Here is a 23,167-nt window from a genome sequence, read left to right as displayed (position 1 = left end):
ACGAGAAGCCGGCAGCGACCCGGGAGGAGTGACCGCTTGCGGTACCGGGGGTCCGTCCTGTTCGCGAGCCTGACGATCGGCGCGCTGGCTCTGACCGGCTGCAGCCCGATCGACGGGAAGATGGTCACCTACGACTCGGTGGCCAACCACCTGCGGACGGCGGCGTCATCGCTCGAGAGCGCACCTGGCGTCCGTGTGACCGGCACGGTGGAGGACGCCAAGGGCCAGAACGTCTCGATCGACGTCCGGCTCAACGGCGCCGGCGACGGGGCGGGAAAGGTCAAGCGCAACGGCACGGTCGGGGACGTGCTCGTGGTCGACTCGACGACCTACGTGCGGGCCCGTGCGCCCTGGTGGGGCACCGACAACCGGGCCGAGACCTACGACCTGGCCTGGGTGGCGGTCGACGACGACACGATCGGCCTCGATCTCTCCGGGAAGCTGCGGCCGAAGCCACTGGGCGAGCTCCTGGACTCCGGCTTCGGCTCGTTGCAGCTCGACGGCATGCCGACGCCGAGCGAGGTCAACGGCGTGCAGGCGCGCCGGGTGGAGGCGGACGCCGGGTCGGCCTGGGTGACGGTCACCAAGCCGTACCAGATCGTGCGGGTCGAGGGTGACCTGATCACCGGTGGTGAACGGAAGTCGGCGCTGAACATCGCGCTCACACCGAACCAGGCCACCGCGGAGATCTCCCGGGACGTCGCGCTGACGCTGCCCGCGTTGCGCGCCGGAAGTTTCGACTCCTACCGGAGCCTGAAGTTCGACGGGCCGCTGAAGAGCACCTGCACCGCGCAGAACTGCATCGTCACCGGCAAGATCCTGAACTCGTCCGACGACTCACCGGTGACGGCCGTCCTGAACGGCAAGGTCACGGGCGGGCGGAAGGTGCTCGGTCGGTGCCGGTCCGGCCCAGCGCCGGTCGCCGCCGCCGGAGCCGCGATGGTCAGCTGCCGGATCATCTCCAAGGCGTGGCAGTCGTTCTACGCGACCGCCACCGCACCGGGCGCCGGGAGCTCGACGACGTCGTACCAGGTCAGTGCCAATGCGAGCGCGGTGGCGCCGGCGCCGGAGGCGGTCGCCTGCCTGCCGGGCGCGGTCGGTTGCGACAACCCGAAGATGACCGAGTCCGAGGTCACCGCGACGCTCGACGCGAGCGGTCCCGGCTGGTACGAGCGGACGCCGTCCGACCGGGACCTGTCGGAGTGGCGCGAGATGATCCGTGCCGCGGCGGCCAGCACGGAGCGGGTGCCGTGGTCGGCGGACGGCAAACCGACGGTCGCCTACCTCGGCACGGCCAAGGGACGCCCGTTCGTGGCCCAGTTCGACCGCGGCAACGGTGATCTGGTCGCGGCCTACGGCCCCGAAGAGGCCGAGACCGCCGCGATCCGGGCGGCGATCGCTGGTCAGACGCCCACCCGCTAGGTTTCGGCCCGCCCGTCCGGGAGATCCTTGATCCTGAAACGATCAATGGAAGGACCGCTGATGAGCGACGTGCCCCACCTGACGCTGAACAACGGCGTTCAGATCCCGCAGCTCGGCTTCGGTGTGTGGCAGGTCCCGCCGGACCAGGCCGCGGAGTCGGTCCGGCTCGCGCTGGACGCCGGCTACCGGCACATCGACACCGCGGCCGCGTACGGCAACGAAGAGGGCGTCGGCCAGGCCATCCGGGACTCCGGCGTCGCGCGGGAAGACGTCTTCGTCACGACGAAGCTCTGGAACGCCGACCACGGGCGCGCCGGTGAGGCGTTCGACGTCAGCCTGCGCAAGCTCGGCCTGGACTACGTCGACCTGTACCTGATCCACTGGCCCCGGCCCGATCAGGACCGGTACGTCGAGGCGTATCGGGCGATGGAGAAGAAGCTGTCGGAGGGCCGGGCGCGCGCGATCGGCGTCTCGAACTTCCACCAGCCGCACCTGGAGAAGCTGCTCGAGAACACCGACGTGGTCCCGGCGGTCAACCAGATCGAGCTGCACCCCGGCTTCCCCCAGGAAGAACTGCGTGCGTTCAACGCCCAGCACGGCATCCTGACCGAGGCCTGGAGCCCGCTCGGGCAGGGCAAGGGCCTGCTCGAAGATCCCCAGCTGACGAAGATCGCCGGCGAGGTCGGCCGAACGCCGGCGCAGACCGTACTGCGGTGGCACATCCAGCTCGGCAACATCGTGTTCCCGAAGTCGGTGACGCCGTCGCGGATCCGGGAGAACCTCGAGGTGTTCGACTTCGAGCTCACCGACGACCAGATGGCCGCGATCAGCGCGCTGCCGGGCGGGCGCATCGGCGCGAACCCGGAGACCGCGACCTTCTAGGAACGCCGAAGGGGGCCCCGCGTCCGCGGAGCCCCCTTCGTGGTGTTCAGAGCTGAATGATCGGCTCGCTGCTGACGACGAGCGAGTCGCGCTCGGCGTCGACGTCGACGTACACCGTGTCACCGTCGACGACCTCACCGGCGAGCAGCGCCCGCGCGAGCTGGTCGCCGATCGCCGACTGCACCAACCGGCGCAGTGGCCGCGCGCCGTACACCGGGTCGAACCCTCCGATCGCCAGCCACTCCCTGGCCGCGTCGCTGACCTGCAGCGTGAGCCGCCGGTCCGAGAGCCGCGCACCCAGCCGGTCGAGCTGGATGTCGACGATCCGGGTCAGCTGCTCGGTGTCGAGCGAGTGGAACACCACGACGTCGTCGAGCCGGTTGAGGAACTCGGGCTTGAAGCGGGCCCGGACCACCTCCATCACGGCATCGTGCCGGCCCTTGTCGTCCAACGACGGATCGGTGATGGCCTGGGATCCGAGGTTCGACGTCAGAACCAGGATCGTGTTCCGGAAGTCGACGGTGCGGCCCTGACCGTCGGTCAGCCGACCGTCGTCCAACACCTGCAGCAGGATGTCGAACACGTCCGGGTGGGCCTTCTCGACCTCGTCGAGCAGGACGACGGTGTACGGACGCCGCCGGATCGCCTCGGTGAGCTGCCCGCCCTCCTCGTAACCGACGTAACCGGGCGGGGCACCGACCAGCCGGGCCACCGAGTGCTTCTCGGCGTACTCGCTCATGTCGATGCGCACCATCGCGCGCTCGTCGTCGAACAGGAACTCGGCCAGCGCCTTGGCCAGCTCGGTCTTACCGACACCGGTCGGGCCCAGGAACAGGAACGACCCGGTCGGACGGTCGGGGTCGGCCACACCGGAGCGGGCGCGGCGCACCGCATCCGACACCGCCGCGACGGCCTCCTTCTGCCCGATCAGCCGCTGCCCGAGCTCGTCCTCCATGCGCAGCAGCTTGGTGGTCTCGCCCTCGAGCAACCGGCCGGCCGGGATGCCGGTCCACTGCGCGACGACGTCGGCGATGTCGTCCGGGCCGACCTCGTCCTTGACCATCGGCTTGACCGCTTCGGCGCTGCTCGCCGCCTCGGCCAGCTCCTTCTCCAGGTTCGGGATCTGCCCGTAGAGCAGCTGGGACGCCTGCGCCAGGTCACCCTCGCGCTGGGCCCGCTCGGCCTGCCCGCGGACGTCGTCGAGCTGCTGCTTGAGCTCACCGACGCGGTTCAGGCCGGCCTTCTCCTGGTCCCAGCGGGCGTTGAGCTCGGCGAGCTCCTCCTGCCGGTCGGCCAGGTCCTGCCGGATGCGCTTGAGCCGCTCGATCGAGGCCGCGTCGGACTCCTTCTCGAGCGCGAGCTCCTCCATGCGCAGCCGGTCGACGGCACGCTGCTTCTCGTCGATCTCGACCGGGCGGGAGTCGATCTCCATCCGCAGCCGGGACGCCGACTCGTCGACCAGGTCGATCGCCTTGTCAGGCAGGAAGCGGGAGGTGATGTAGCGGTCGGACAGCGCGGCCGCGGCGACCAGGGCGGCGTCGGTGATGCGCACGCGGTGGTGCGCCTCGTAGCGCTCACGCAGGCCACGGAGGATGCCGATGGTGTCCTCGACGCTCGGCTCGCCGACCAGGACCTGCTGGAACCGACGCTCGAGCGCCGGGTCCTTCTCGATGCGCTCGCGGTACTCGTCGAGCGTGGTGGCGCCGACCATGCGCAGCTCACCGCGGGCCAGCATCGGCTTGAGCATGTTGCCGGCGTCCATCGACGAGTCACCGGAGGCACCGGCGCCGACGACGGTGTGCAGCTCGTCGATGAACGTGACGACCTGCCCGTCGGAGCTCTTGATCTCCTCGAGGACGCTCTTGAGCCGCTCCTCGAACTCGCCGCGGTACTTCGCGCCGGCGACCATCGCGCCGAGGTCGAGCGAGATCAGCCGCTTGTCGCGCAGCGACTCGGGCACGTCACCGGCGACGATGCGCTGGGCCAGGCCCTCGACGACCGCGGTCTTGCCGACGCCGGGCTCACCGATCAGCACCGGGTTGTTCTTGGTGCGGCGCGACAGCACCTGCACCACGCGCCGGATCTCGGAGTCCCGGCCGATGACCGGGTCGATCTTGCCCTCGCGGGCCCGGGCGGTGAGGTCGATGCCGTACTTCTCCAGGGCCTTGTACGTGCCCTCGGGGTCCTGCGACGTCACCCGGCGGTTGCCGCCACGGACCGTGGTGAACGCGTTGACCAGCGCGTCCTCACCGGCGCCGACGCTCTTCAGCCAGTCGGACACCTCGCCGCCCGCCTTCGCCAGCCCGGCGAGCAGGTGCTCGGTGGAGACGAACTCGTCGCCGAGCGGCTTCGCGATGCGCTCGGCCGCTTCGATCGCGTTGAGGGTGGAACGGGCGACCTGGGGCTGCGCCACGCTCGCGCCGGAAGCGCTGGGCATCCGACGGAGAGCGGCCGTCGCTCGGGCCCGGACGTCGTCCGGGTTCGCGCCGACCGCACGCAGCAACGCCGGCGCGGTAGACCCGTCGACGTCGAGCAGCGCGATCAACAGGTGCGCCGGTTCCATCGTCGCGTGCCCGGCCTCGGACGCCGCGGACAGAGCAGTGGCCAGCACCTCGCGGCTCTTGGTGGTAAGGATCTCAGCGTTCATAGCTAGCTGCGGAGCTCCCGTCAGATGAAGGACTTGTCGGTTCGAGCAACGGCAACAAACTTGAGTGTATTCCACTCAACTTTGCCCGACGACAGCAAGGGCTGCGATCCTGCCCCGATGGCGCAGCCGCTCGACCCCCGCCGTCTTCGCCCCCGCCGCCGTTGGTACGGCACAGCCGTCGCGATCGGCGTCCTGTTCATCGGTCTAGGGATCGTCAGCGAGCGTGTCGGCCACGCTTCCGCCGTAAGCACCATCCCGGATTTCCAGGTCTATTCCGACAAAGGTGCCACTGCGCCACAACTTGCTGGTGGCCGTGGGTATGCCCTCTACATTCCGGCCGACTCGCCCGGAAGCTGCCTGGTCGGCCTGGTGGACATGGGCGAGATCTCGGAGACGGCGGTCAGGTTCACGCAGGACGGGCAAGAGTGGGTGCACGTGGGCAACTTCGCCGTCACTTACTCGGGAAGCAACCCGGTGGACTGCGAAGCCTCCCAGTACGCGATTGGTGATGAATTTGCCCATAGCGACTACCAGTTCCGGAAATCGATCGGCGCGACGGGACTGATCGTCCTGTGCTGCCTGGGCATCACGATCGGCTTCTTCCTCGCGCTGATCGTCGGGCTGTCCCGTGGCTTCCAACGGAGGATCCTGCTGGCCGAGCGCCGCCCTGTCGGGAAACCGGCGGGCACGTTCCCAGCACCCGAGCTCGTTCCCCACGATTGAGCCATGGACCCCCGACAGATTCGTCCGCGACGCCGCTGGTACGGCGTCGCCATCGGTATCGCCGTGCTGTTCACGCTGATCGGCATCGGCGGCTTCGTCGCCGGCATCGTCACCGCGACGAACTCCGTGCCGGGCTTCGACGGCACCTACACCGGCAAGCAGGAGTCGTCGGTACAGCTGGAGGCCGGCCGGAAGTACGCCGTCTACGTGCCCGAGACCGCCGCCACCGACTGCACCGTCGACCAGCGCGTCACCAGCACGAGCCCGAGCACGACGTTCTCCTTCACCCGCAACGGTGAGCAGTGGGTCCACGTCACGAACCTGTCGGTCGGCACGACGGGTGCCTACACGATCAACTGCAGCGCACCGACGTACGCCGTGGGCCCGGCGCCCGAGCTCGGTCAGTTCGCCGGCGGACTCGGCGGCGGCATCGCGGCGCTGATGGGCCTGCCGTGTCTGGGCATCACGATCGGCGGCATCATCGCGCTGATCACCGGCCTGCGCCGCAGCAGCCACAAGAAGCGGCTACTCGCTTCCAGCGCCCCAACCTGGTAGCAGCGGGGGCAGGTCGTCGTACGGCTGCGCGGGCTGACGGGGTCCCGGCTTGTGGCCGTCGTCCTTCACCCAGCGCAGACCGTGCTGGTCGGGCAACGTCCCCCACCCCCAGTAGGCGGTGGGGAGTTCGGGCGGCTCGCCCAGCAGGGTCTTGCGCGGGTCGAAGGGGCGCTCGATGACCGTGCACAGGTGGTGCCAGGCGTCGTCGCGATCGAAGACGTACGCGAACGTGTCGCCCTGGTTGAGCTCACCGATCTTGGACAGCTCGGCATCCTCGAGCGGACCGTCCTCGAGCACGAACTGGGCGGGCTTCGGCAGGTCCCACCGGCCGAGCGCGTGGTCGACGGCCACGGCGAACTCCGCGAACGAATGCGAGCGAGCCACGGCGAACAGCCGTCCCGGTCGCGGCCAGAGCGGCCCGCCGGGGCCGGCGATCACCTCGACCTGGATCGCCAGCCAATTTCTGCGTCGCACCCGTGTTCTCTCCTCGTCAGGCGTAACTCACCTGACCACAGTCTTCCCCAGCCTCAGCTGTTTGAGTGGTTGAAGAGTTCGAGAAGCCGACCGAACTCCGCGACGTCCTTCTCGTCCCACTGCTCGAGCAGCCGCCTGATCTCGCCTTTGCGCTGCTGACTGACGCCCGTCAACCGGGCGTGCCCGGTGGGCGTGATCGCCACCAGATGCGCCCGGCCGTCCGAGGGGTCCGGTGTCCGCTCGACCAGCCCCCAATCGATCAGCCGGCTCAACTGGCGGCTGACCGTCGACTTGTCGAGGGCGAAGCGCTCCCCGATCGTCGACGCCCGCAGCGGCCCCTCGGTGTCGAGCAACCGAAGGGTGGCATACGCACTGAGTTCCAGCCCGGCGTGGACCGTGGACGCGCTGGTCACCATCAGTGTCCGCGCTTGCCGGATCAGGAGCGACAACTCTCGCTCCACCCGGTCGTGGTCCTGCTCGCTCACCGGCGCTCCTGTCGTCGGTACAGGTATTCCGAGCAGGGTACTTGTTGGTATCTAGTCGGCGGTGTCGCTGCTCAGCAGATTCTTGGGTTCGCTCACCTGATGGGTGTTTGCAGCGGCATTCCGGTCGGCGCGACCAGCGGCTCGCCGGCCTCCAGTCGCTCCGCCGCACGGGTGATGTTGCGGACCATGCCGCCGAACACGATCCCGTGGAACGGCACGATCCCGATCCAGTACGCGTGCCCGGCCAGACCGCGCGGCAGGAACACCGCGCGCTGCCGGTAGCGGGCGCCCTCCGGGTCCTCGACGACGGTCAGCTCCAGCCAGGCCCGGCCGGGTACCCGCATCTCCGCACGCAGGCGCAGCAGGTGGCCGGGCTCGATCTCCTCGACCCGCCACCAGTCCAGCGCCTCGCCGACGTAGATCTCGTCGCGGTCGCGGCGTCCGCGTCGGAGCCCGGCACCGCCCACGATCCGGTCCATCCATCCCCGGATCGACCAGGCCAGCGGGAACGAGTACCAGCCGTTCTCACCCCCGATGCCGACGACGACTCGCCAGAGCGTCTCCGGTGAGGCTTTCGCGACGCGTTCACGCACGTCGGTGTAGGCGCTGCCGCCCGACCACTCCGGGTCGCTCGGCAGCGGGTCGCTCGGTGCGCCCGGCGTCGAAGCCCAGGCCCAGGTCGTCTCCACCGCGTCGTCGCGGGTGCGGCGCAGCGCGAGCTCGACCGCCTTCTCGTACGGCGTCGGCCCGTCCGGCGGGTCGGGCACGTACTGGGCGATGTCGTGCTCGCCGCACACCACCTCGTGGATCAGCGACTGCACCAGCGGGATCGCGATCGCCCTCGGTACCGGGGTCACGACGTTCACCCACTGCGCGGAGAGCGTCGGCGACAGCACCCCGACCGGCACGATCACCCGCCGGGGCAGGCCGGCGACCCGCGCGTAACGCTGCATCATGGCCGCGTAGGTCAGGACGTCCGGACCGCCGATGTCGAACGCCCGGTTCACGTCGGACGGCAGGTCGGCGCACGCGACCAGGTAACGCATCACGTCCCGGACCGCGATCGGCTGGATCCGGTTGCGCACCCAGCGGGGCGTCACCATCGCCGGGAGACGTTCGGTGAGGTAGCGCAGCATCTCGAACGACGCCGAACCGGATCCGATGATCACCGCGGCCTGCAGCACCACGGTGGGCACCGGCGAGTCGAGCAGGATCTGCCCGACCTCGGACCGGGACCGCAGGTGCGGCGACAGCTTCTCGGCCGGCACCCCCTTCGGGTACAACCCACCCAAATACACGATCCGTTTGACGCCTTGAGCCGCGGCCGCCGCCGCGACCGTCTCCGCCGCGCGGCGATCGAGGTCGTCGAAACCTTTCGTCCCCAGGCTGTGGACGAGGTAGTAGAGGACGTCGACACCGTCGGTGGCCGTGCGCAGCGAGTCGGCGTCGGTGACGTCGCCCTGGACGATCTCGATCTTCTTGGCCCACGGGACGTCACGCAGTTTCGCCGGTGTCCGCACCAGGCAACGAACGTCGTGCCCCTGTTCGAGCAGCCTGGGCACCAACCGTCCGCCGATGTAGCCGGTCGCGCCTGTCACGAGTATGCGCATAGAACGATCTTCACGCGGTATGTCCGGGTCCGCATTTTGAGCCACCGCGGGTCGGACGTGGCGGCCGACCGGATTCTTCGAAAGGCTTGGACGCGTGGAGCGGACTCTGGACGGCAAGGTCGCGCTGGTAACCGGCGCGAGTCGCGGTATCGGGTACGAGGTCGCAGCGGGGCTGGGGCGGGAGGGCGCGACGGTCGTGTGCGTCGCCCGGGATCCGGAACGCCTCGACGAGGCGGTCTTCAAGCTGCGTACGGACGGCATCGACGCGGTCGCGGCCCCCTGCGACCTGGGCCAACCCGGCCTGGTGGCGCGGCTGCCGGAGAAAATCGCCGAACTGGGCGAGGTCGACGTGCTGGTCAACGGCGCCGCGATCCTCGGCGGACGCACGTCCAAGACGTTGCGGACGACGTACGCGGAGTGGCGCTCGGTGTCCGCGGTGACGCTCGACGCGCCGTTCCTGCTGATCCAGGCCTTCGCGCCGGCGATGATGGCCCGTCGCAGCGGCCGCATCGTGAACATCTCCGCCGACGAGGGGCGCATGACCGGCCCCGGCAACACCGGTGGCGTCGCGCCCTACCGGGTGGCGAAGGCCGGCTTGAACGCGCTGACCCGCAACTTCGCCTACGAGACCGGGCTGGGCCGCCGAGGCGTGTTCGTCGACGCGGTCGCACCGGGCCGCAGCCGCACCGACATGGGCGGCGCCGACGCTCCCCGCTCGGCCGCCGAGGGCGCGGAGACCGTGCTCTGGCTCTGCACCCGCCCGGCCGCCCAGCCGGACGGCACGCCGGCCCCGACCGGCCTGCTCTGGCAGGACCGCGAGGCGCTGGCCTGGTAGGCACATCGAAGTGCCCTCTGTCGGCGGGCTCCGCACGCGACGACAGTGTTTCCCGTGAAACCTGTTCTCATCGTCGGAGCCGGCCCGGGCCTGGGCCTCTCGATCGCCCGCCGGTTCGGCCGCGACGGCCACCCGGTGGCGCTGATCGCACGCAACCAGGACCGCCTCGACGGGTACGTCGCCTCGCTGCGGGGTGACGGCATCACCGCGGTCGCCGTCGCGGCCGACGTCACCGATCCGGGCCGGACCCGGGCCGCGGTAACCACCGTGACCGACCGGCTCGGCCCGATCGGCACGCTCTACTACGGCCCCGGCGCCGCCGACCCCACCGCTCACCCGGCGCCCATCCAGCAGACCGAACCCCACCACTTGGACGAGGCGATCCGCGCGCTCGTCCGCCCCGCGCTGGACCTCACCGGCCTGGTGCTGCCCGGCATGGTCGAGCGGGGCGACGGCACGTTGCTCTACGTGACCGGCCTGGGTGCGGTCGTCCCGATCCCGATGCTCGGCGCCCTGGCCCCGGCCTCGGCCGCGCTGCGGACCTACGCCCTGACCCTCAACGCGTCCCTGACCGACACCGGCGTCTACGCCGGCACCCTGGTGATCGGCGGCCTGATCGAACGAGGCGACATCCACCGCCACGCGGTGGCCGCTTTCGGCGCCGACGGCCTACCCACCCTCGACCCCGACGAGCTGGCGGACTCGGCCGCCGAACTGGCAGCCACCCGCAGCGCTCCCGAGAGAGTCTTCAACGCCTTGACCTAGCCCAGCCTTGCCGGGCTGCTGACGACGGCGTCGGCCCCCACCTCGATGAGCCCGCGAGTCTTCCCCGGCGTGTCCGCGTAACCGGTCGTCCGCCCAGCGGCACGCCGCCCTCCGCGTAGCCCCAGGCAAGTCGCCAACACCTCGGACTGACAGGAACAACGCGAAGCACCTACCCGTGCGGACTATTTTGCCAAGCAGGCTCTCGGAATCTGAGGCCCCATTCCGAACTATGCGAGCCCGTACCCGCGGAGCCGCGAAGTCTTGTCCACCTGGCTCGACCCCACCATTCTCGACCTGCCCCTTTCCGAGCGCCCCGAAGCTTATCTGCGCTGGTTCCAACCAGTCCTGCTAGGCCTGGCCGCCGCACGCGGCGTACCAGCCACCGGCTTCGAGGAAGCATTCGACGCAACCCTCGCCGCCGGATGCTTCATGCACTGGGAGGGCCCCGGTCGGAGCAGCCCAGATCGTCGCCATCGAGCCACGCCGTACTACGACATCGACGCCAACGGCGACGCGTGGCTACGGCTGACCATCACCGACCGCGCCCAAAACCGGGTAGCCGAAGCCTGGGGCCTCCAAGCCACCCACAAGCTGTCGATCAGCTAGGACTTCCGTCTGCCGTGACGTCGCGGGCACCATACTTGCGGAACCGCTGCCTCACGTCCGGCGGGACATCCGCGCCCATCCACACGGTGCCCAGTGCCGCACGGATAGTGGGCTTTTGGCGCGCCGCCCGCTCCAACTCGTCGAGCAAGTGCGGAACTTTGCCGGCGATGGGAATCAGATCTTCCAGCCACCCGGCTCCCAAGCCACCCAGCATGTCCTCGTCATCGCCAGCTGCATTGGCCAGCGCCACGAGGACGGACACGATGCCATCCAGCGGCTGGTGACAAGCGGACCACAAGAAGGAGAAGGCTGGCCCCGGAGTACCGGCCCGGGTTTCGATGAGCCAGTCGCCAGCCAGGTCAGCGGCACTCTCCCACCGCACGGTGACGTCTTCGAGAGTCGCGTAGTCGAGCCAGGTAAGGAGCTCACAGGATCCGTCCCCGAGAATCCTGACGTGCGGCTCACTCACGCACCAAACCCTACTCAAGGCGGCGTGTCCCACCGTTGAGCCGGCCATCCAGGAACCGATATTCGGCCCATCGAAGTCGCACGATGCGGCCGGCAGGAGATTACCGATGGCGAAGATCAGATGGCGCACTTGGCGCGAAGCCTGGCTGAAGAACGCCGCTCGTGGTTATCTCCGAGAGGACGGCCGTCCGGAGCCCTTTCGCTCGTGGCTGCTTCGCACTATTCGCGTCGGCCTGATCAGCGGGGCCGCTGCGAGCGTCGTGACCTACCTGGTCGCCGACCCATCCGGCTGGAGCAAGGCGCAACTCATCACCGTGGTCGCTCTGGGATGGATGGCGATGTTCATGATGGGCGAATCACTTTGGCGCCAAGTGGCACGGATGGCTGCACACTTCGTGAGGCACGACGACATCGCCGAATCCGACTCGGCACCAAAGTCATAGTCCTAGCCGCGATTCCGAGCACGCGCCTCGGGGCAGCACTCGACCGCGTGCTTGAGGGCGCATCGTCTTCTGGCCGGAGACGCACCCGCGCGGAGGCCGAAGCGCTGATCGCTCTGGCTCGACATCGCCTACCACCCGTTGGACGGCCAGGAACTGCATCGGTGCGCGCGTTGTGGTCGACGTCTGGCCGTTCGGCCGCGGAGATGGCCGCTTTCGGCGCGACCGCAGCGGGTCGCGGCCCCGGGTCCTACGCCACGGCCGCAACCTCCGGCTGGACGCGGGCCTCACCGGCACGACGCTGCCGGGCTGCGATCCGGCGGTGCGATCAGCGACGTGAGCGCCGAGGCCTGAAGCGCAGAGCGGCGAGCAGGAGCGTCTGATCCTCGCGCTCTCGATGTTCGTCACCGCGGTCACCCGGAAGGCATGAAAAAACCCGCCCGGGCGGACCCGGGCGGGTTCTTCGTGCAGTCAGCGGCCCCGGGGGCGCCAGACCGGCAGGACCGTCTGGCTCAGGGGTACCAGTTCGCCCCGATAGGGCATCGCCGCCTGGGCCTCGGCCGCCTCGCGCCGGGCCTTTCGCAGCTCGCCTACCAGTTCCTCGACCTGTTCCTCGAGGTCACGGACCCGCTTGGTCAGCTCGATGATCTGCTTGATGCCGGCGAGGTTGACGCCCTCCTCCTGGGAGAGCCGGGCGATCTCGCGCAGCAGGACGACGTCGCGTGCGCTGTACCGGCGGCCACCGCCGGCCGAGCGACCGGGCTGGACGAGACCCAGCCGGTCGTACTGGCGGAGGGTCTGCGGGTGCATGCCGGACAGCTGCGCCGCCACCGAGATGACGAAGACGGGACCTTCGAAGGCCACGTCGATCTCGACTTCGAGCTCGCTCATCGTGCGCCCTCCCGTTCCAGGTGCGCCCGAGGGTTACCGGGCGTGGCGGCGGCAAAATCAGCCAGCGCCTTCCGGGCCGCCTCGTTGAGGTTCTGGGGAACCTCCACCTCGATGGTGACCAACAGGTCACCCGGAGGGGAATCGCCTTTACGGACGCCCTTGCCCCGCACTCGCATGATTCGTCCGCTCGGGGTGCCCGGTGGGATCCGCAGGGTGACCGACCCGTCGAGGGTCGGGACCCGGATCTCGGTGCCCGCCACGGCTTCCGGGAACGTGACCGGAACCGTCAGCGTCAGGTTCAGCCCGCTCCGGCCGAACAGCGAGTGCCCTCGGACGTGGACGACGACGTAGAGGTCGCCGGGGGGCCCGCCGCGCTGGCCGGGCTGGCCCTTGCCCTTGAGCCGGATGCGCTGCCCGTCGCTGACGCCGGCCGGGATCCGCACGTGCATCGTGCGGGTCTTGGTGACCCCGCCGCTGCCCTTGCAGTCCGCGCACTTCTCGTCGACGACGGTGCCCGCACCCTGGCACTCGCGGCACGGCTCGGAGAACGAGAACGCGCCCTGGTTACGGCTCACCAACCCCGTGCCGAGACACAGCGGGCAGGTGCGCGGCTTCGTGCCGGCCTTGGCGCCGCTGCCGTGGCAGGTCTCGCAGACACCCGGCGCGTGCAACCGCAGCGGGACGGTCACACCACGAGCGGCCTCGGCGAAGTCGAGCGTCGCCTCGGTCTCGATGTCACCGCCGCGATTGGACGAGCCGGGCTGCCTGCTCCCGCCGAACATCGCGCCGAAGAGGTCACCGAGGCCACCGCTGCGAGCACGATGCGCCCCACCCGGCGGCGGGCCGCCCCCGGGGTTCTGGGCGTTGAACAGATCGGTGAAATCGAACGGCACACCGCCCGGACCGGTGCCCCCGAACCCCCCGGCCCCGGCCTGGCGCCGGAACGCGCCAGACCCGAAGAGCGTGCGCGCCTCGTCGTACTCGCGGCGTTTCCGCTCGTCGGACAGGACGCCGTAGGCCTCGGAAACTTCCTTGAACCGGGCCTCGGCCTCGCTGTTGCCGGGGTTCTTGTCGGGGTGCAGGTCACGCGCGAGCTTGCGGTACGACCGCTTGATGACGTCCGGGGAAGCGTCCTTCGACACGCCCAGGACTGCGTAGTAGTCCTTCTCGATCCAGTCCTTGGTACTCACCGGGCGCGCCTCCCTTCGTCACTCCGCGGACGACTCACCGGACGTCTCGACGCCACCATTATTTCCCGAGTCGCCACTCGGGTTCTCCGGGTCCGCCACCGCGACCATCGCCGCACGCAGCAGCCGGTCGCCGAGCGAATAACCCTTGCGCAGCACCTCGATGCAGGCCGTCTCGGTGACGTCCGGGCTCGTGGTGTGCGCGACCGCCTCGTGGAACGTCGGGTCGAAGGGGTCACCCTTCTCGCCGAACGCGTCGAGACCGAGCTTGGTGAGGATCGCGACCAGTTGCTCGGCGACCGCACCGAAGGGACCGGTCAAGTCACCGTGCGCCCGCGCCCGGTCGAGGTCGTCGAGAACCGGGAGCAGCGCGGTGAGCACCGCACCCGTTGCCTGCTCGGCCACGGCCTGCCGGTCACGCTCGACCCGACGCCGGTAGTTGGCGTATTCAGCCGTCACCCGCTTCAGGTCGGCGGTGCGCTCGGCCAGCTCGGTCGTCAGCTTCGCCAGGTCACTGCCGTCCGCTGTCTGCTCCGTGGTCTCCGTCGCACCCATACCGCCTCCTTCCCCCACGCTGTCGGGCGCCCCGGCCGAGGACCCGGCCGGAGCGTCGACGCTTGAGCCGCCGTCCGACGGACCATCCGCCGCGGGGCCGGCGGAGGCCGAAGCCCCCGCCGAGTCCCCGCTGAGGCTGGACACCGCGACCTCCCGCGGCGCCCCGGTCTCCGGATCGATGCGGCGCCGGTCGCGGATCACGACCTTCGGCTGCGGCTCCTCGGAGTGCCCGTCGTTCGTCGTGCTCACTTCTGAGCGTTCCCGCGGTTCTCGTCGTCGACGATCTCGGCGTCGACGACGTCGTCGTTACCAGCGGCGGCGGACGGCGGAGGCGTGGTGCCACCCGCGGTCGGACCCTCGCCGGCCTCGGCCGCACCGGTGGCGGCCTGCGACTGCGCGTACATCGCGGTGCCGACCTCCTGGGAGATCTTGGCGACCTTCTCCTGGGCCGTCTTGATCGCCTCGAGGTCACTGCCGCCGAGCGCCGACCGGAGCTCACCGAGCGCGTCGGACAGCTCGGTCTTCTTGTCGGCCGGGATCTTGTCGCTGTTCTCGGCCAGGAACTTCTCGGTCTGGTACTGCAGGGACTCGGCGACGTTACGCACCTCGGCCTGCTCGCGACGCTGCTTGTCTTCCTCGGCGTGCGCCTCGGCGTCGCGCATCATCTGCTGGATGTCGTCCTTGCTGAGCGCGGAGCCACCGGAGATGACCATCTTCTGCTCACGGGCGGTCGCGAGGTCCTTGGCGGACACGTTCACGATGCCGTTCGCGTCGATGTCGAAGGTGACCTCGATCTGCGGGACGCCACGCGGCGCCGGCGGGATGCCGGTCAGCTCGAACATTCCGAGCTTCTTGTTGTACGCCGCCATCTCGCGCTCGCCCTGGTAAACCTGGATCTGCACGGACGGCTGGTTGTCGTCGGCGGTGGTGAAGATCTCCGAGCGCTTGGTCGGGATCGTCGTGTTCCGCTCGATCAGGCGGGTCATGATGCCGCCCTTGGTCTCGATGCCCAGCGACAGCGGCGTGACGTCGAGGAGCAGGACGTCCTTGACCTCGCCCTTCAGGACACCGGCCTGCAGCGCGGCACCGACGGCCACGACCTCGTCCGGGTTGACGCCCTTGTTGGGCTCCTTGCCGCCGGTGAGCTCCTTCACCAGGTCGGTGACGGCGGGCATGCGCGTCGAACCACCGACGAGGACCACGTGGTCGATGTCGGCGACGCGGATCTGCGCGTCCTTGATGGCCTGGTGGAACGGGCCCTTGCAGCGGTCGAGAAGGTCAGCGGTCATCCGCTGGAACTCGGCGCGCGAGACGTTCACGTCCAGGTGCAGGGCACCGTTGGGCCCGCCGGTGATGTACGGCAGGTTCACGTTGGTGGACTGCTGACCGGAGAGCTCGATCTTGGCGACCTCGGCCGCCTCGCGGATGCGCTGCATCGCGATCTTGTCGCTCGACAGGTCGATGCCGTTGGTGGCGGAGAACTGCTTGACCAGGTAGTCGACCAGGCGCTGGTCCCAGTCGTCACCACCGAGGTTGGTGTCACCGGAGGTGGCCTTCACCTCGACCACACCGTCGCCGATCTCCAGCAGCGAGACGTCGAACGTACCGCCACCGAGGTCGAAGACCAGGATGGTCTGCTCGGTCTCGCCCTTGTCGAGCCCGTAGGCCAGCGCCGCCGCGGTCGGCTCGTTCACGATCCGCAGCACGTTCAGGCCGGCGACCTGACCGGCCTCCTTGGTGGCCTGACGCTGGTGGTCGGAGAAGTACGCCGGAACGGTGATCACCGCGTCGGTGATGGGCTCGCCCAGGTACGACTCCGCGTCCCGCTTGAGCTTCTGCAGCACGCGGGCGCTGATCTCCTGCGGGGTGTACTTCTTGCCGTCGATGTCGACGGTCCAGTCCGTGCCGATGTGGCGCTTGACCGACCGGATCGTCCGCTCGACGTTCGTGACGGCCTGCCGCTTCGCGACCTCGCCGACGAGTACCTCACCGTTCTTGGCGAAAGCGACGATCGACGGAGTGGTCCGCTTGCCCTCAGCGTTGGCGATGACCGTCGGCTCGCCACCCTCGAGGACGCTGACGACCGAGTTGGTGGTACCGAGGTCGATGCCGACCGCTCGTGCCATGGATCCCTCCTCCTAGGGGGTTGCGGAGTCTCTGTGCTCCGCAGAGTTGTCTCATTCGAGGCTCACCGAACTTGAGTCAACCTCGCGCAAGTTTGCTGATCGGCTCAACGATAGCTCGCCGTGTCTTGTTCCGCTCCGTCGGGGTCAGATTCGGACAGGGCGCCCATCCGGCGCTTTCTGGACTACTCGCAAATCGGGACACTGTCACCTCCCCGTCTAGTGGGTGACACGATTACCGCCGGACGATCTAGCCTCGTGCCCGTGACGGACGGGGCAAACGGTCAACTCGTCGGAGGTCGATATCGGCTGGGCCCACATCTGGGTTCGGGCGGTATGGGCACGGTCTGGCGTGCCACCGACGACTTGCTACACCGCGACGTAGCGGTCAAGGAAGTCCCGATTCCCGACGGTTTGCCGTCCACCGAAGCCGAGCGGCTGCGTGAGCGGTACCTGCGCGAGGCCAGGGCCGCCGCTCGTCTGCGGCACGCCGGTGTGGTCGGCGTCTACGACGTGATCCCCGAGCCCGACCGGGTCTGGATCGTCATGGAGTTCATCGAGGCCAGGAACCTGGCCGAGCTCCTGCGCCAGGACGGCCCGATGTCACCCGAGCGCGCCGCGATGCTCGGCCTGCAGATCCTGGACGCGCTCGACCACGCCCACCGGGCCGGCGTGCTGCACCGGGACGTGAAGCCGGCCAACGTCATGGTCACGCGGGAGGAGCAGGGCGAGCGGGCGGTCCTCACCGACTTCGGCGTCGCGTCGGTCGTCGGCGACGCGTCGCTGACCCGCACCGGCCACCTGGTCGGTTCGCCGGCCTACCTGTCTCCGGAGCGGCTGACCGGCGGGGAGGTCGGCTCGCCGGCCGACCTCTGGTCGCTCGGCTGCACGCTGTTCGCGGCGGTCGAGGGCAAAGCGCCGTTCGTCCGCGACGAGCAGTTCGCGGTGATCACCGCGATCACGCTGGAGCCGGTTCCGCCGGCGCCACGGGCGGGCAACCTCGCGCCGGTGATCGCCGGCCTGCTCGACAAGGACCCCGAGCAGCGCTGGGACGCCACCCGCACCCGGGCCGCACTGCGCCGGGTCGCCGACGGGCTGCCGGTGGAGACCCTGACCGCGACGTCCTGGGGCACGCCGCCGCCCAACGACGAGCGGCAGAACGTCTGGATGCCCGGCGACCCGACCGGGTCGATCTCCGGCGCGCCGGTGTCGGGCACGCCCCAGGAGTACCGGCTGGACCCGAGCCCGCGCACCGACTGGACCCCGTCGTCGATCCCCGACCTGTCCGGCCCGCGGCCCGTCTCCGGCAGTCCCGGCGTCAACGTCGCCGGGCTCGACGAGTCGAGCGCCAGGCAGGTCTCGGGCAGCGGACGGATCTCCGGCACCGCCCGGCCGACCTCGGTGCCACCGGCCGGGTACGTCCGACCGCCGTCCGGTCCGCCGCACGTCACGACCCATGCTGCGCCGCACGTCGCGCCGGAGCCGCCGCGGAAGAGCCGGCTGGGCCTCTGGCTGCTGGCCGCGCTGCTGGTCGTGCTCCTGGCCGGCACCGCGGGGGTGGTGGCGAGGAAGAACGGCTGGCTCGACCTCTCCGGCGGCGCCGACCCGACGAGTTCACCGACCGAGGCTCCGCCTTCGTCGCCGGGTGCGTCCGAACCGGCCTCGAACACCTACTCGGACGAGAAGTACACGCTGCGCTATCCGCAGACGTGGAAGGTCTACTGCATGGAGGACCCGGCCGAGATCGAGAAGCAGGGCCACGACGGCTGCTACTTCGACCAGCTGACGCCGGCCCAGCACACCGACGACAACACCGACTTACGCCGGAGCCCGTACGTGCTGGTCATCATCGGCAAGGCGGACGGCAGCGCCTACGAGCAGCTGCAGCGCGAGGAGGCGGCGGCGGCCAAGAAGGGCGCGTTCCCCGAATACCAGCGCGTCCAGCTGGAGGACCAGACCTACGGCGAGCACGAAGGGGCCGTCCTCGAGTTCACGCACCAGGGCGTCGTGGTCAACCAGCAGCACCGGGTGCGCATCTTCCGCTTCGTCCAGGACGGTCTGTTCTACGAGATCTCGCTGCGGTCCCCGCAGAGCAGCTACGAGGACTACCTGGCAGGTTTCGAGCAGATCGCGGGCTCGCTCAGCCCGGCCTGATCCGCCTGCGTAGGGTTCCGCTCAAGTGGGCACTGGGAGTGCAGTTCACCCGAGGAGGATCCGTGTCGCAGGGGACCGTCGCCGACAAGGTGCTGTGGAAGGTCGTAGGTGGAGGCGCGGTCGCCGCCGCGGCCTTCGTCGCGAAGAAGAGCCTGGACGGCAGTTGGCGCGCGGTCACCGGTAACCCGCCGCCGAACAACCCGGAAGATCCCGACGTGGCCTGGAAGGAAGCGATCGGGTTCGCGTTGCTCTCCGGTGCGGTGATCGGTCTGGCGCAGCTGCTCGCGGCCCGGAACGCGGCCAAGTACTGGCGGAAGAAGTACGGCGCGCTCCCGCCGGGCCTGCGCGACGTCGGCTGACAGCGTTAGTTTTTCCACAACGAGAGCGGTGTCACGTTACTGACGGGTACTGCCGGGCGTAAGGTGCCAACACGCCCGTTGTGCGTTCAAAGACGCGCGCGCTGATCCCGCAGGAGGATCGTCAGCAATGGACGCTGTCCAGATAGTCGCCGCGGTCATCGCCCTCGGTGTGGCCGTCGTCGGCCTCGTCCTGTTCGTCCGCGCGATCGGAACGATCGTGCGAACCATCAAGCTCGGTGCGCCCGATTACTCGCGGACGAACGACAAGGGCGAACGCACGAAGACGATGCTGCGCGAGTTCTTCGGCCACACCAAGATGATGAAGTGGCATTCGGTGGGCATTGCCCACTGGTTCGTCGCGCTCGGCTTCATCCTGCTGGTCGCGACGCTCGCCAACGCCATCGGACAATTGTTCGCGCCGCACTGGGTGCTGCCGGTCATCGGCCATTTCTGGCCCTACGAGCTGATGACCGAGTTCTTCTCGGTGGCCACGATCCTCGGCATCGCGGCGCTGATCGTGATCCGGCAGCGGGCCCACCCGCGCAACCCGGAGCGCAAGTCGCGGTTCGCCGGGTCGAACTTCTGGCAGGCCTACTTCGTCGAGTTCGTGATCATCGCGGTGCCGATCTGCATCCTGCTGATCCGCGGCTTCGAGGCGGCGCTGGCCGGCAAGGCCGACTCGTGGAGCATCCACTTCGCGTTCAGCTACCCGCTCGGCGCGGCGTTCTCCGGGCTCTCCGAGAACGCGCTCGAGACCGCGATCGTGCTCACCGCCGCGGTCAAGGTGATCATCTCGTTCGCCTGGATGATCGTGCTCGGCCTGAACCCGACGATGGGTGTGGCCTGGCACCGCTTCAGCGCGTTCTTCAACATCTTCTTCAAGCGCCACGCCGACGGCGCGGTCTCGCTCGGTGCGCTCCGGCCGATGACCAGCGAGGGCAAGCCGCTGGACTTCGAGGAGGCCGACCCGGAGAAGGACGTCTTCGGCGTCAGCCAGGTCGAGCACTTCAGCTGGAAGGGCATGCTCGACTTCACGACCTGCACCGAGTGCGGTCGGTGCCAGTCGCAGTGCCCGGCCTGGAACACCGGCAAGCCGCTCTCGCCGAAACTGCTGATCACCGGCCTGCGCGACCACGCCTACGCCAAGGCTCCGTACCTGGCCGCCGGCGGTGGCAAGACCGTGGAGGGCGAGGAGAAGGCGTCGGAGGAGCAGCTCGCGGGGGTGTCGGCCACGGCGCTCGCCGAGGCCGAGCGTCCGCTGATCGGCGACCTCGACTCGCTCGGCGTCATCGACCCGGACGTGCTCTGGTCCTGCACCACCTGCGGTGCCTGCGTCGAGCAGTGCCCGGTCGACATCGAGCACGTCGACCACATCGTCGACATGCGTCGTTACCAGGTGATGATCGAGTCGAGCTTCCCGTCCGAGGCCGGCGTGATGCTCCGCAACATCGAGAACAAGGGCAACCCCTGGGGCGCCAACCCGAACGACCGCGAGGAGTGGACCAAGAACCTCGGGTTCGAGGTGCGCAAGGTCGAGCAGGGTGAGCCGCTTCCCGAGGACGTCGAGTACCTGTTCTGGGTCGGCTGCGCCGGCGCCCTCGAGGACCGCGCGAAGAAGGTCACCAAGGCCGTCGCGACGCTGCTGCACGAGGCCCAGGTCGAGTTCGCGATCCTCGGCACCGGCGAGACCTGCACCGGTGACCCGGCCCGCCGTATCGGCAACGAGTTCGTGTTCCAGATGCAGGCGATGCAGAACGTCGAGGTGCTGAACGCGGCGTTCGAGGAGCGTCAGCCCAAGGACAAGAAGATCGTCGCGACCTGCGCGCACTGCTTCAACACGCTCAAGAACGAGTACCCGAGCATCGGTGAGGACGGTGGCCACTACGAGGTCGTCCACCACACCGAGCTGCTCTCGACGCTGGTGCGCGACGGCAAGCTCACGCCGGTGACGCCGATCGAACAGAACGTCACGTTCCACGACCCCTGCTACCTGGGACGGCACAACCGGGTGTTCTCGGCGCCGCGCGAGGTGATCGGCGCGGTCGTCGACGCGTCGCCGAACTCCACGCTGACCGAGATGCCGCGCTTCAAGGAGCGCTCGTTCTGCTGCGGCGCCGGTGGCGCGCGGATGTGGATGGAGGAGCGCATCGGCAAGCGGATCAACGTCGAGCGCACCGAGGAGGCGCTCTCGACCGGCGCCGAGGTCGTCGCGATCGGCTGCCCGTTCTGCCTGACGATGCTGTCCGACGGGGTCACCGGGGCGAAGGCCGCCGGCACAGCGTCCGACGCCGTCGAGGTGATGGACGTCTCGCAGCTGCTGCTCAAATCGATCCAGCCGGCGGCCGGGCCCGCGAAGCCCGCGCCCAACCCGGTCGGCAACCCGGTTTCGGCGGAAGAGATCGGCCCGAACGAGCCGACGCACAGCTGATTTCTTCACGTACGGCGGTCACTCGAATACGGGTGGCCGCCGTACGCATATGCGTTACATGTCGGACAGACCTGATACGGGTGCGGCGAGACATCGAGCCGTACCATTAGTTGTCGTGAGACCCCGACATAGTTGCCTCGCGAAGAGGTGACCGGTCATTGACGTTCTAATACCCCTGATCGCGTTCGCTGCGCTGACCGCTGCGAACGCATTCTTCGTGGCCGCGGAGTTCTCGTTGGTCACCGTCGACCGCGCGAGCATCTCGGAACAGGCCGCCGCGGGTGACCGGTCCGCCAGACGCCTCTCCACCGCACTGCACTCGCTCTCGTTCCAGCTCTCCGGAGCGCAGCTGGGCATCACGCTCAGCGCGCTGCTCACCGGTTACCTGGCCGAGCCGGCGATCGCCGAGCTGATCGAGCCGGTGATCCCGGGCAGCGACGAGGTCGCGGACGGCATCGCGGTGGCGCTCGCGCTGGTCATCGCCACGCTGATCTCGATGCTGTTCGGCGAGCTGGTGCCGAAGAACGCCGCGCTGGCCCGTCCGCGCGGCCTCGCGCTCTGGACCGCCGGGCCGCTGCGGATCTTCTCCCTCGTGCTCCGGCCGATCATCGCGCTGCTCAACGGCACCGCGAACGTCATCGTCCGTCGGCTGGGCATCGAGCCGCAGGAGGAGCTGGCCAGCGCACGGTCACCCGAGGAGCTCGGACTGCTCGCGGCGATCTCGGCCCGCGCCGGCGCCCTGCCCACCGAAACCGCGACGCTGCTCCAGCGCACGATCCGGTTCGGCGACAAGCGCGCCGCCGAGGCGATGACGCCCCGCGTCGACGTCGTCGGGTTGGAGGCCACCGCGACGGTCGAGGACCTGTTGGCGCTGGCCACCGAGTCCGGGCACACCCGCTTCCCGATCTACATCGACACGCTCGACCAGGTGGTCGGCGTCGTCGGCGTGATCGACGCGCTGAGTGTCCCGGCGCAGCGTCGCGGCGAGACGCTGGCCCGCTCGATCGGGCGCGACCCGGTGCAGGTGCCGGAGAGCCTCGACCTGGACGCCGTGCTGGCCGCGCTGCGGGCCGGGAACGCCGAGATCGCGATCGTCGTCGACGAGTACGGCGGCACCGACGGCATCGTCACCACCGAGGACCTGGTGGAGGAGCTGGTCGGCGAGATCGACGACGAGTACGACCCGCCCACCGGCCTCGACACCCCGCGGATCACCGCGCCGGACGCCGACCAGGCCGTGCTCGTGCCGGGCGTGCTGCGTGAGGACGAACTGGCCGAGCTCACCGGGTTCCGGCTGCCGGACGGGCCGTACGAGACGCTCGCCGGGTTCGTGATGTCCCAGCTCGGGCGCATCCCGGTCGAAGGTGAGCGGGCCGAGTACAACGGCTGGACGTTCGTCGTCACGTCGGTCGAACGGCACCGCATCGAACAGGTGAAGGTGCGGCCGTCGCCGGAGTGGCTGGAAGAGCGGCGTCAGCAGGCCGCCGAGGCCCGCACCGGCGCCGATTCGTCCGCGGACGGCGGACAGGGCGCGGAGCACGAAGCCGATTCCGCGGTC

The 23,167-nt window shown here is 69.4% G+C and carries 20 protein-coding genes and 1 pseudogene; 12 read left to right on the top strand and 9 right to left on the bottom strand.

What is annotated here, in order from left to right; genetic code table 11:
• Positions 1 to 36 precede the first annotated feature (36 nt).
• Both ABD437_RS35440 and ABD437_RS35435 read left to right on the top strand, forming a co-directional pair.
• The gene (locus ABD437_RS35440; RefSeq protein WP_344653341.1) at positions 37 to 1,422 is read left to right on the top strand and encodes a hypothetical protein; all 1,386 of its coding nucleotides are present in this window, start codon (positions 37 to 39) and stop codon (positions 1,420 to 1,422) included.
• Between the two features lie 60 nt (positions 1,423 to 1,482).
• Positions 1,483 to 2,304: an aldo/keto reductase gene (locus ABD437_RS35435; RefSeq protein WP_344653340.1), complete on the top strand. Its 822-nt coding sequence runs from the start codon at positions 1,483 to 1,485 to the stop codon at positions 2,302 to 2,304.
• Positions 2,305 to 2,350: 46 nt separating this feature from the next.
• Here ABD437_RS35435 and clpB read toward each other — a convergent pair whose 3' ends face one another.
• Positions 2,351 to 4,951, bottom strand: coding sequence for an ATP-dependent chaperone ClpB (clpB, locus tag ABD437_RS35430; protein WP_344653339.1), 2,601 nt, complete (start codon positions 4,949 to 4,951; stop codon positions 2,351 to 2,353).
• A 117-nt stretch (positions 4,952 to 5,068) separates the two neighbouring features.
• Between clpB and ABD437_RS35425 the strand changes: the two genes are divergently transcribed.
• Positions 5,069 to 5,674 (top strand): hypothetical protein, encoded by a 606-nt coding sequence (locus tag ABD437_RS35425; RefSeq protein WP_344653338.1) that lies wholly within the window; start codon positions 5,069 to 5,071, stop codon positions 5,672 to 5,674.
• Between the two features lie 3 nt (positions 5,675 to 5,677).
• A complete protein-coding gene (locus ABD437_RS35420; protein ID WP_344653337.1) occupies positions 5,678 to 6,229 on the top strand; it encodes a hypothetical protein in 552 nt (183 codons plus the stop codon).
• Here ABD437_RS35420 and ABD437_RS35415 read toward each other — a convergent pair.
• The 3 genes from ABD437_RS35415 to ABD437_RS35405 form a co-directional block, all read right to left on the bottom strand.
• Positions 6,200 to 6,703 (bottom strand): hypothetical protein, encoded by a 504-nt coding sequence (locus tag ABD437_RS35415; RefSeq protein WP_344653336.1) that lies wholly within the window; start codon positions 6,701 to 6,703, stop codon positions 6,200 to 6,202. The two genes, ABD437_RS35420 and ABD437_RS35415, sit on opposite strands and share 30 nt — an antisense overlap.
• 53 nt (positions 6,704 to 6,756) lie before the next feature.
• Complete coding sequence (locus ABD437_RS35410) at positions 6,757 to 7,188, bottom strand: MarR family winged helix-turn-helix transcriptional regulator (RefSeq protein WP_344653335.1); 432 nt, start codon at positions 7,186 to 7,188, stop codon at positions 6,757 to 6,759.
• 92 nt (positions 7,189 to 7,280) lie between these two features.
• Positions 7,281 to 8,798 (bottom strand): SDR family oxidoreductase, encoded by a 1,518-nt coding sequence (locus tag ABD437_RS35405; protein WP_344653334.1) that lies wholly within the window; start codon positions 8,796 to 8,798, stop codon positions 7,281 to 7,283.
• 94 nt (positions 8,799 to 8,892) lie between these two features.
• Between ABD437_RS35405 and ABD437_RS35400 the strand changes: the two genes are divergently transcribed.
• The 3 genes from ABD437_RS35400 to ABD437_RS35390 all read left to right on the top strand — a co-directional run bounded on the left by ABD437_RS35400 (position 8,893) and on the right by ABD437_RS35390 (position 11,004).
• Complete coding sequence (locus ABD437_RS35400; RefSeq protein ID WP_344653333.1) at positions 8,893 to 9,633, top strand: SDR family NAD(P)-dependent oxidoreductase; 741 nt, start codon at positions 8,893 to 8,895, stop codon at positions 9,631 to 9,633.
• 54 nt (positions 9,634 to 9,687) lie between these two features.
• Positions 9,688 to 10,398, top strand: a complete 711-nt coding sequence (locus ABD437_RS35395) for an SDR family NAD(P)-dependent oxidoreductase (RefSeq protein ID WP_344653332.1) — start codon at positions 9,688 to 9,690, stop codon at positions 10,396 to 10,398.
• Positions 10,399 to 10,659: 261 nt separating this feature from the next.
• The gene (locus ABD437_RS35390) at positions 10,660 to 11,004 is read left to right on the top strand and encodes a hypothetical protein (RefSeq protein ID WP_344653331.1); all 345 of its coding nucleotides are present in this window, start codon (positions 10,660 to 10,662) and stop codon (positions 11,002 to 11,004) included.
• On the opposite strand, the gene ABD437_RS35385 is transcribed toward ABD437_RS35390, so the two are convergent.
• Positions 10,997 to 11,473, bottom strand: a complete 477-nt coding sequence (locus tag ABD437_RS35385; RefSeq protein WP_344653330.1) for a DUF6869 domain-containing protein — start codon at positions 11,471 to 11,473, stop codon at positions 10,997 to 10,999. The genes ABD437_RS35390 and ABD437_RS35385 overlap by 8 nt on opposite strands.
• A 106-nt stretch (positions 11,474 to 11,579) precedes the next feature.
• On the opposite strand from ABD437_RS35385, the gene ABD437_RS35380 reads away from it, so the two are divergent.
• A complete protein-coding gene (locus tag ABD437_RS35380; protein ID WP_344653329.1) occupies positions 11,580 to 11,915 on the top strand; it encodes a hypothetical protein in 336 nt (111 codons plus the stop codon).
• A 468-nt stretch (positions 11,916 to 12,383) separates the two neighbouring features.
• Here ABD437_RS35380 and ABD437_RS35375 read toward each other — a convergent pair whose 3' ends face one another.
• From ABD437_RS35375 to dnaK, 4 genes are read right to left on the bottom strand one after another with little or no spacing between them, the layout of a single operon-like run.
• A complete protein-coding gene (locus ABD437_RS35375; protein ID WP_344653328.1) occupies positions 12,384 to 12,803 on the bottom strand; it encodes a heat shock protein transcriptional repressor HspR in 420 nt (139 codons plus the stop codon).
• Positions 12,800 to 13,993 carry a molecular chaperone DnaJ gene (dnaJ, locus tag ABD437_RS35370; RefSeq protein ID WP_344653327.1) on the bottom strand — a complete coding sequence of 398 codons (1,194 nt, stop codon included), beginning with the start codon at positions 13,991 to 13,993 and terminating at the stop codon, positions 12,800 to 12,802. The genes ABD437_RS35375 and dnaJ overlap by 4 nt, the downstream gene beginning before the upstream one ends.
• 18 nt (positions 13,994 to 14,011) lie before the next feature.
• Complete coding sequence (gene grpE, locus ABD437_RS35365; RefSeq protein WP_344653326.1) at positions 14,012 to 14,794, bottom strand: nucleotide exchange factor GrpE; 783 nt, start codon at positions 14,792 to 14,794, stop codon at positions 14,012 to 14,014.
• Positions 14,791 to 16,671, bottom strand: coding sequence for a molecular chaperone DnaK (gene dnaK / locus ABD437_RS35360; RefSeq protein ID WP_344653325.1), 1,881 nt, complete (start codon positions 16,669 to 16,671; stop codon positions 14,791 to 14,793). The genes grpE and dnaK overlap by 4 nt, the downstream gene beginning before the upstream one ends.
• 120 nt (positions 16,672 to 16,791) lie before the next feature.
• On the opposite strand from dnaK, the gene ABD437_RS35355 reads away from it, so the two are divergent.
• The 4 genes and pseudogenes from ABD437_RS35355 to ABD437_RS35340 form a co-directional block, all read left to right on the top strand.
• Positions 16,792 to 18,822, top strand: coding sequence for a serine/threonine-protein kinase (locus ABD437_RS35355; RefSeq protein WP_344653324.1), 2,031 nt, complete (start codon positions 16,792 to 16,794; stop codon positions 18,820 to 18,822).
• 62 nt (positions 18,823 to 18,884) lie between these two features.
• Entirely contained in the window at positions 18,885 to 19,181 is a 297-nt protein-coding gene (locus ABD437_RS35350; RefSeq protein ID WP_344653323.1) for a DUF4235 domain-containing protein, read from the top strand.
• 127 nt (positions 19,182 to 19,308) lie between these two features.
• Positions 19,309 to 21,609, top strand: coding sequence for a (Fe-S)-binding protein (locus ABD437_RS35345; protein ID WP_344653322.1), 2,301 nt, complete (start codon positions 19,309 to 19,311; stop codon positions 21,607 to 21,609).
• A 169-nt stretch (positions 21,610 to 21,778) separates the two neighbouring features.
• A pseudogene (locus tag ABD437_RS35340) lies at positions 21,779 to 23,065 on the top strand (hemolysin family protein); the annotation flags it as partial.
• Between the last annotated feature and the right edge of the window lie 102 nt (positions 23,066 to 23,167).

Source organism: Cryptosporangium japonicum, from assembly GCF_039524755.1.
Taxonomy (GTDB): Bacteria; Actinomycetota; Actinomycetes; order Mycobacteriales; family Cryptosporangiaceae; genus Cryptosporangium; species Cryptosporangium japonicum.
Note: the sequence above shows the minus strand (reverse complement) of the source record. Positions and strands in the feature narration are given on the sequence as shown.

Bases quoted from the DNA above. Each gene is read 5' to 3' on its own strand.
- ABD437_RS35425 (WP_344653338.1), top strand. From the start codon at position 5,069: ATGGCGCAGCCGCTCGACCCCCGCCGTCTTCGCCCCCGCCGCCGTTGG.
- ABD437_RS35420 (WP_344653337.1), top strand. From the start codon at position 5,678: ATGGACCCCCGACAGATTCGTCCGCGACGCCGCTGGTACGGCGTCGCC.
- ABD437_RS35405 (WP_344653334.1), bottom strand. From the start codon at position 8,798: ATGCGCATACTCGTGACAGGCGCGACCGGCTACATCGGCGGACGGTTG.
- ABD437_RS35435 (WP_344653340.1), top strand. From the start codon at position 1,483: ATGAGCGACGTGCCCCACCTGACGCTGAACAACGGCGTTCAGATCCCG.
- dnaK (WP_344653325.1), bottom strand. From the start codon at position 16,671: ATGGCACGAGCGGTCGGCATCGACCTCGGTACCACCAACTCGGTCGTC.
- ABD437_RS35375 (WP_344653328.1), bottom strand. From the start codon at position 12,803: ATGAGCGAGCTCGAAGTCGAGATCGACGTGGCCTTCGAAGGTCCCGTC.
- ABD437_RS35345 (WP_344653322.1), top strand. From the start codon at position 19,309: ATGGACGCTGTCCAGATAGTCGCCGCGGTCATCGCCCTCGGTGTGGCC.
- clpB (WP_344653339.1), bottom strand. From the start codon at position 4,951: ATGAACGCTGAGATCCTTACCACCAAGAGCCGCGAGGTGCTGGCCACT.
- ABD437_RS35380 (WP_344653329.1), top strand. From the start codon at position 11,580: ATGGCGAAGATCAGATGGCGCACTTGGCGCGAAGCCTGGCTGAAGAAC.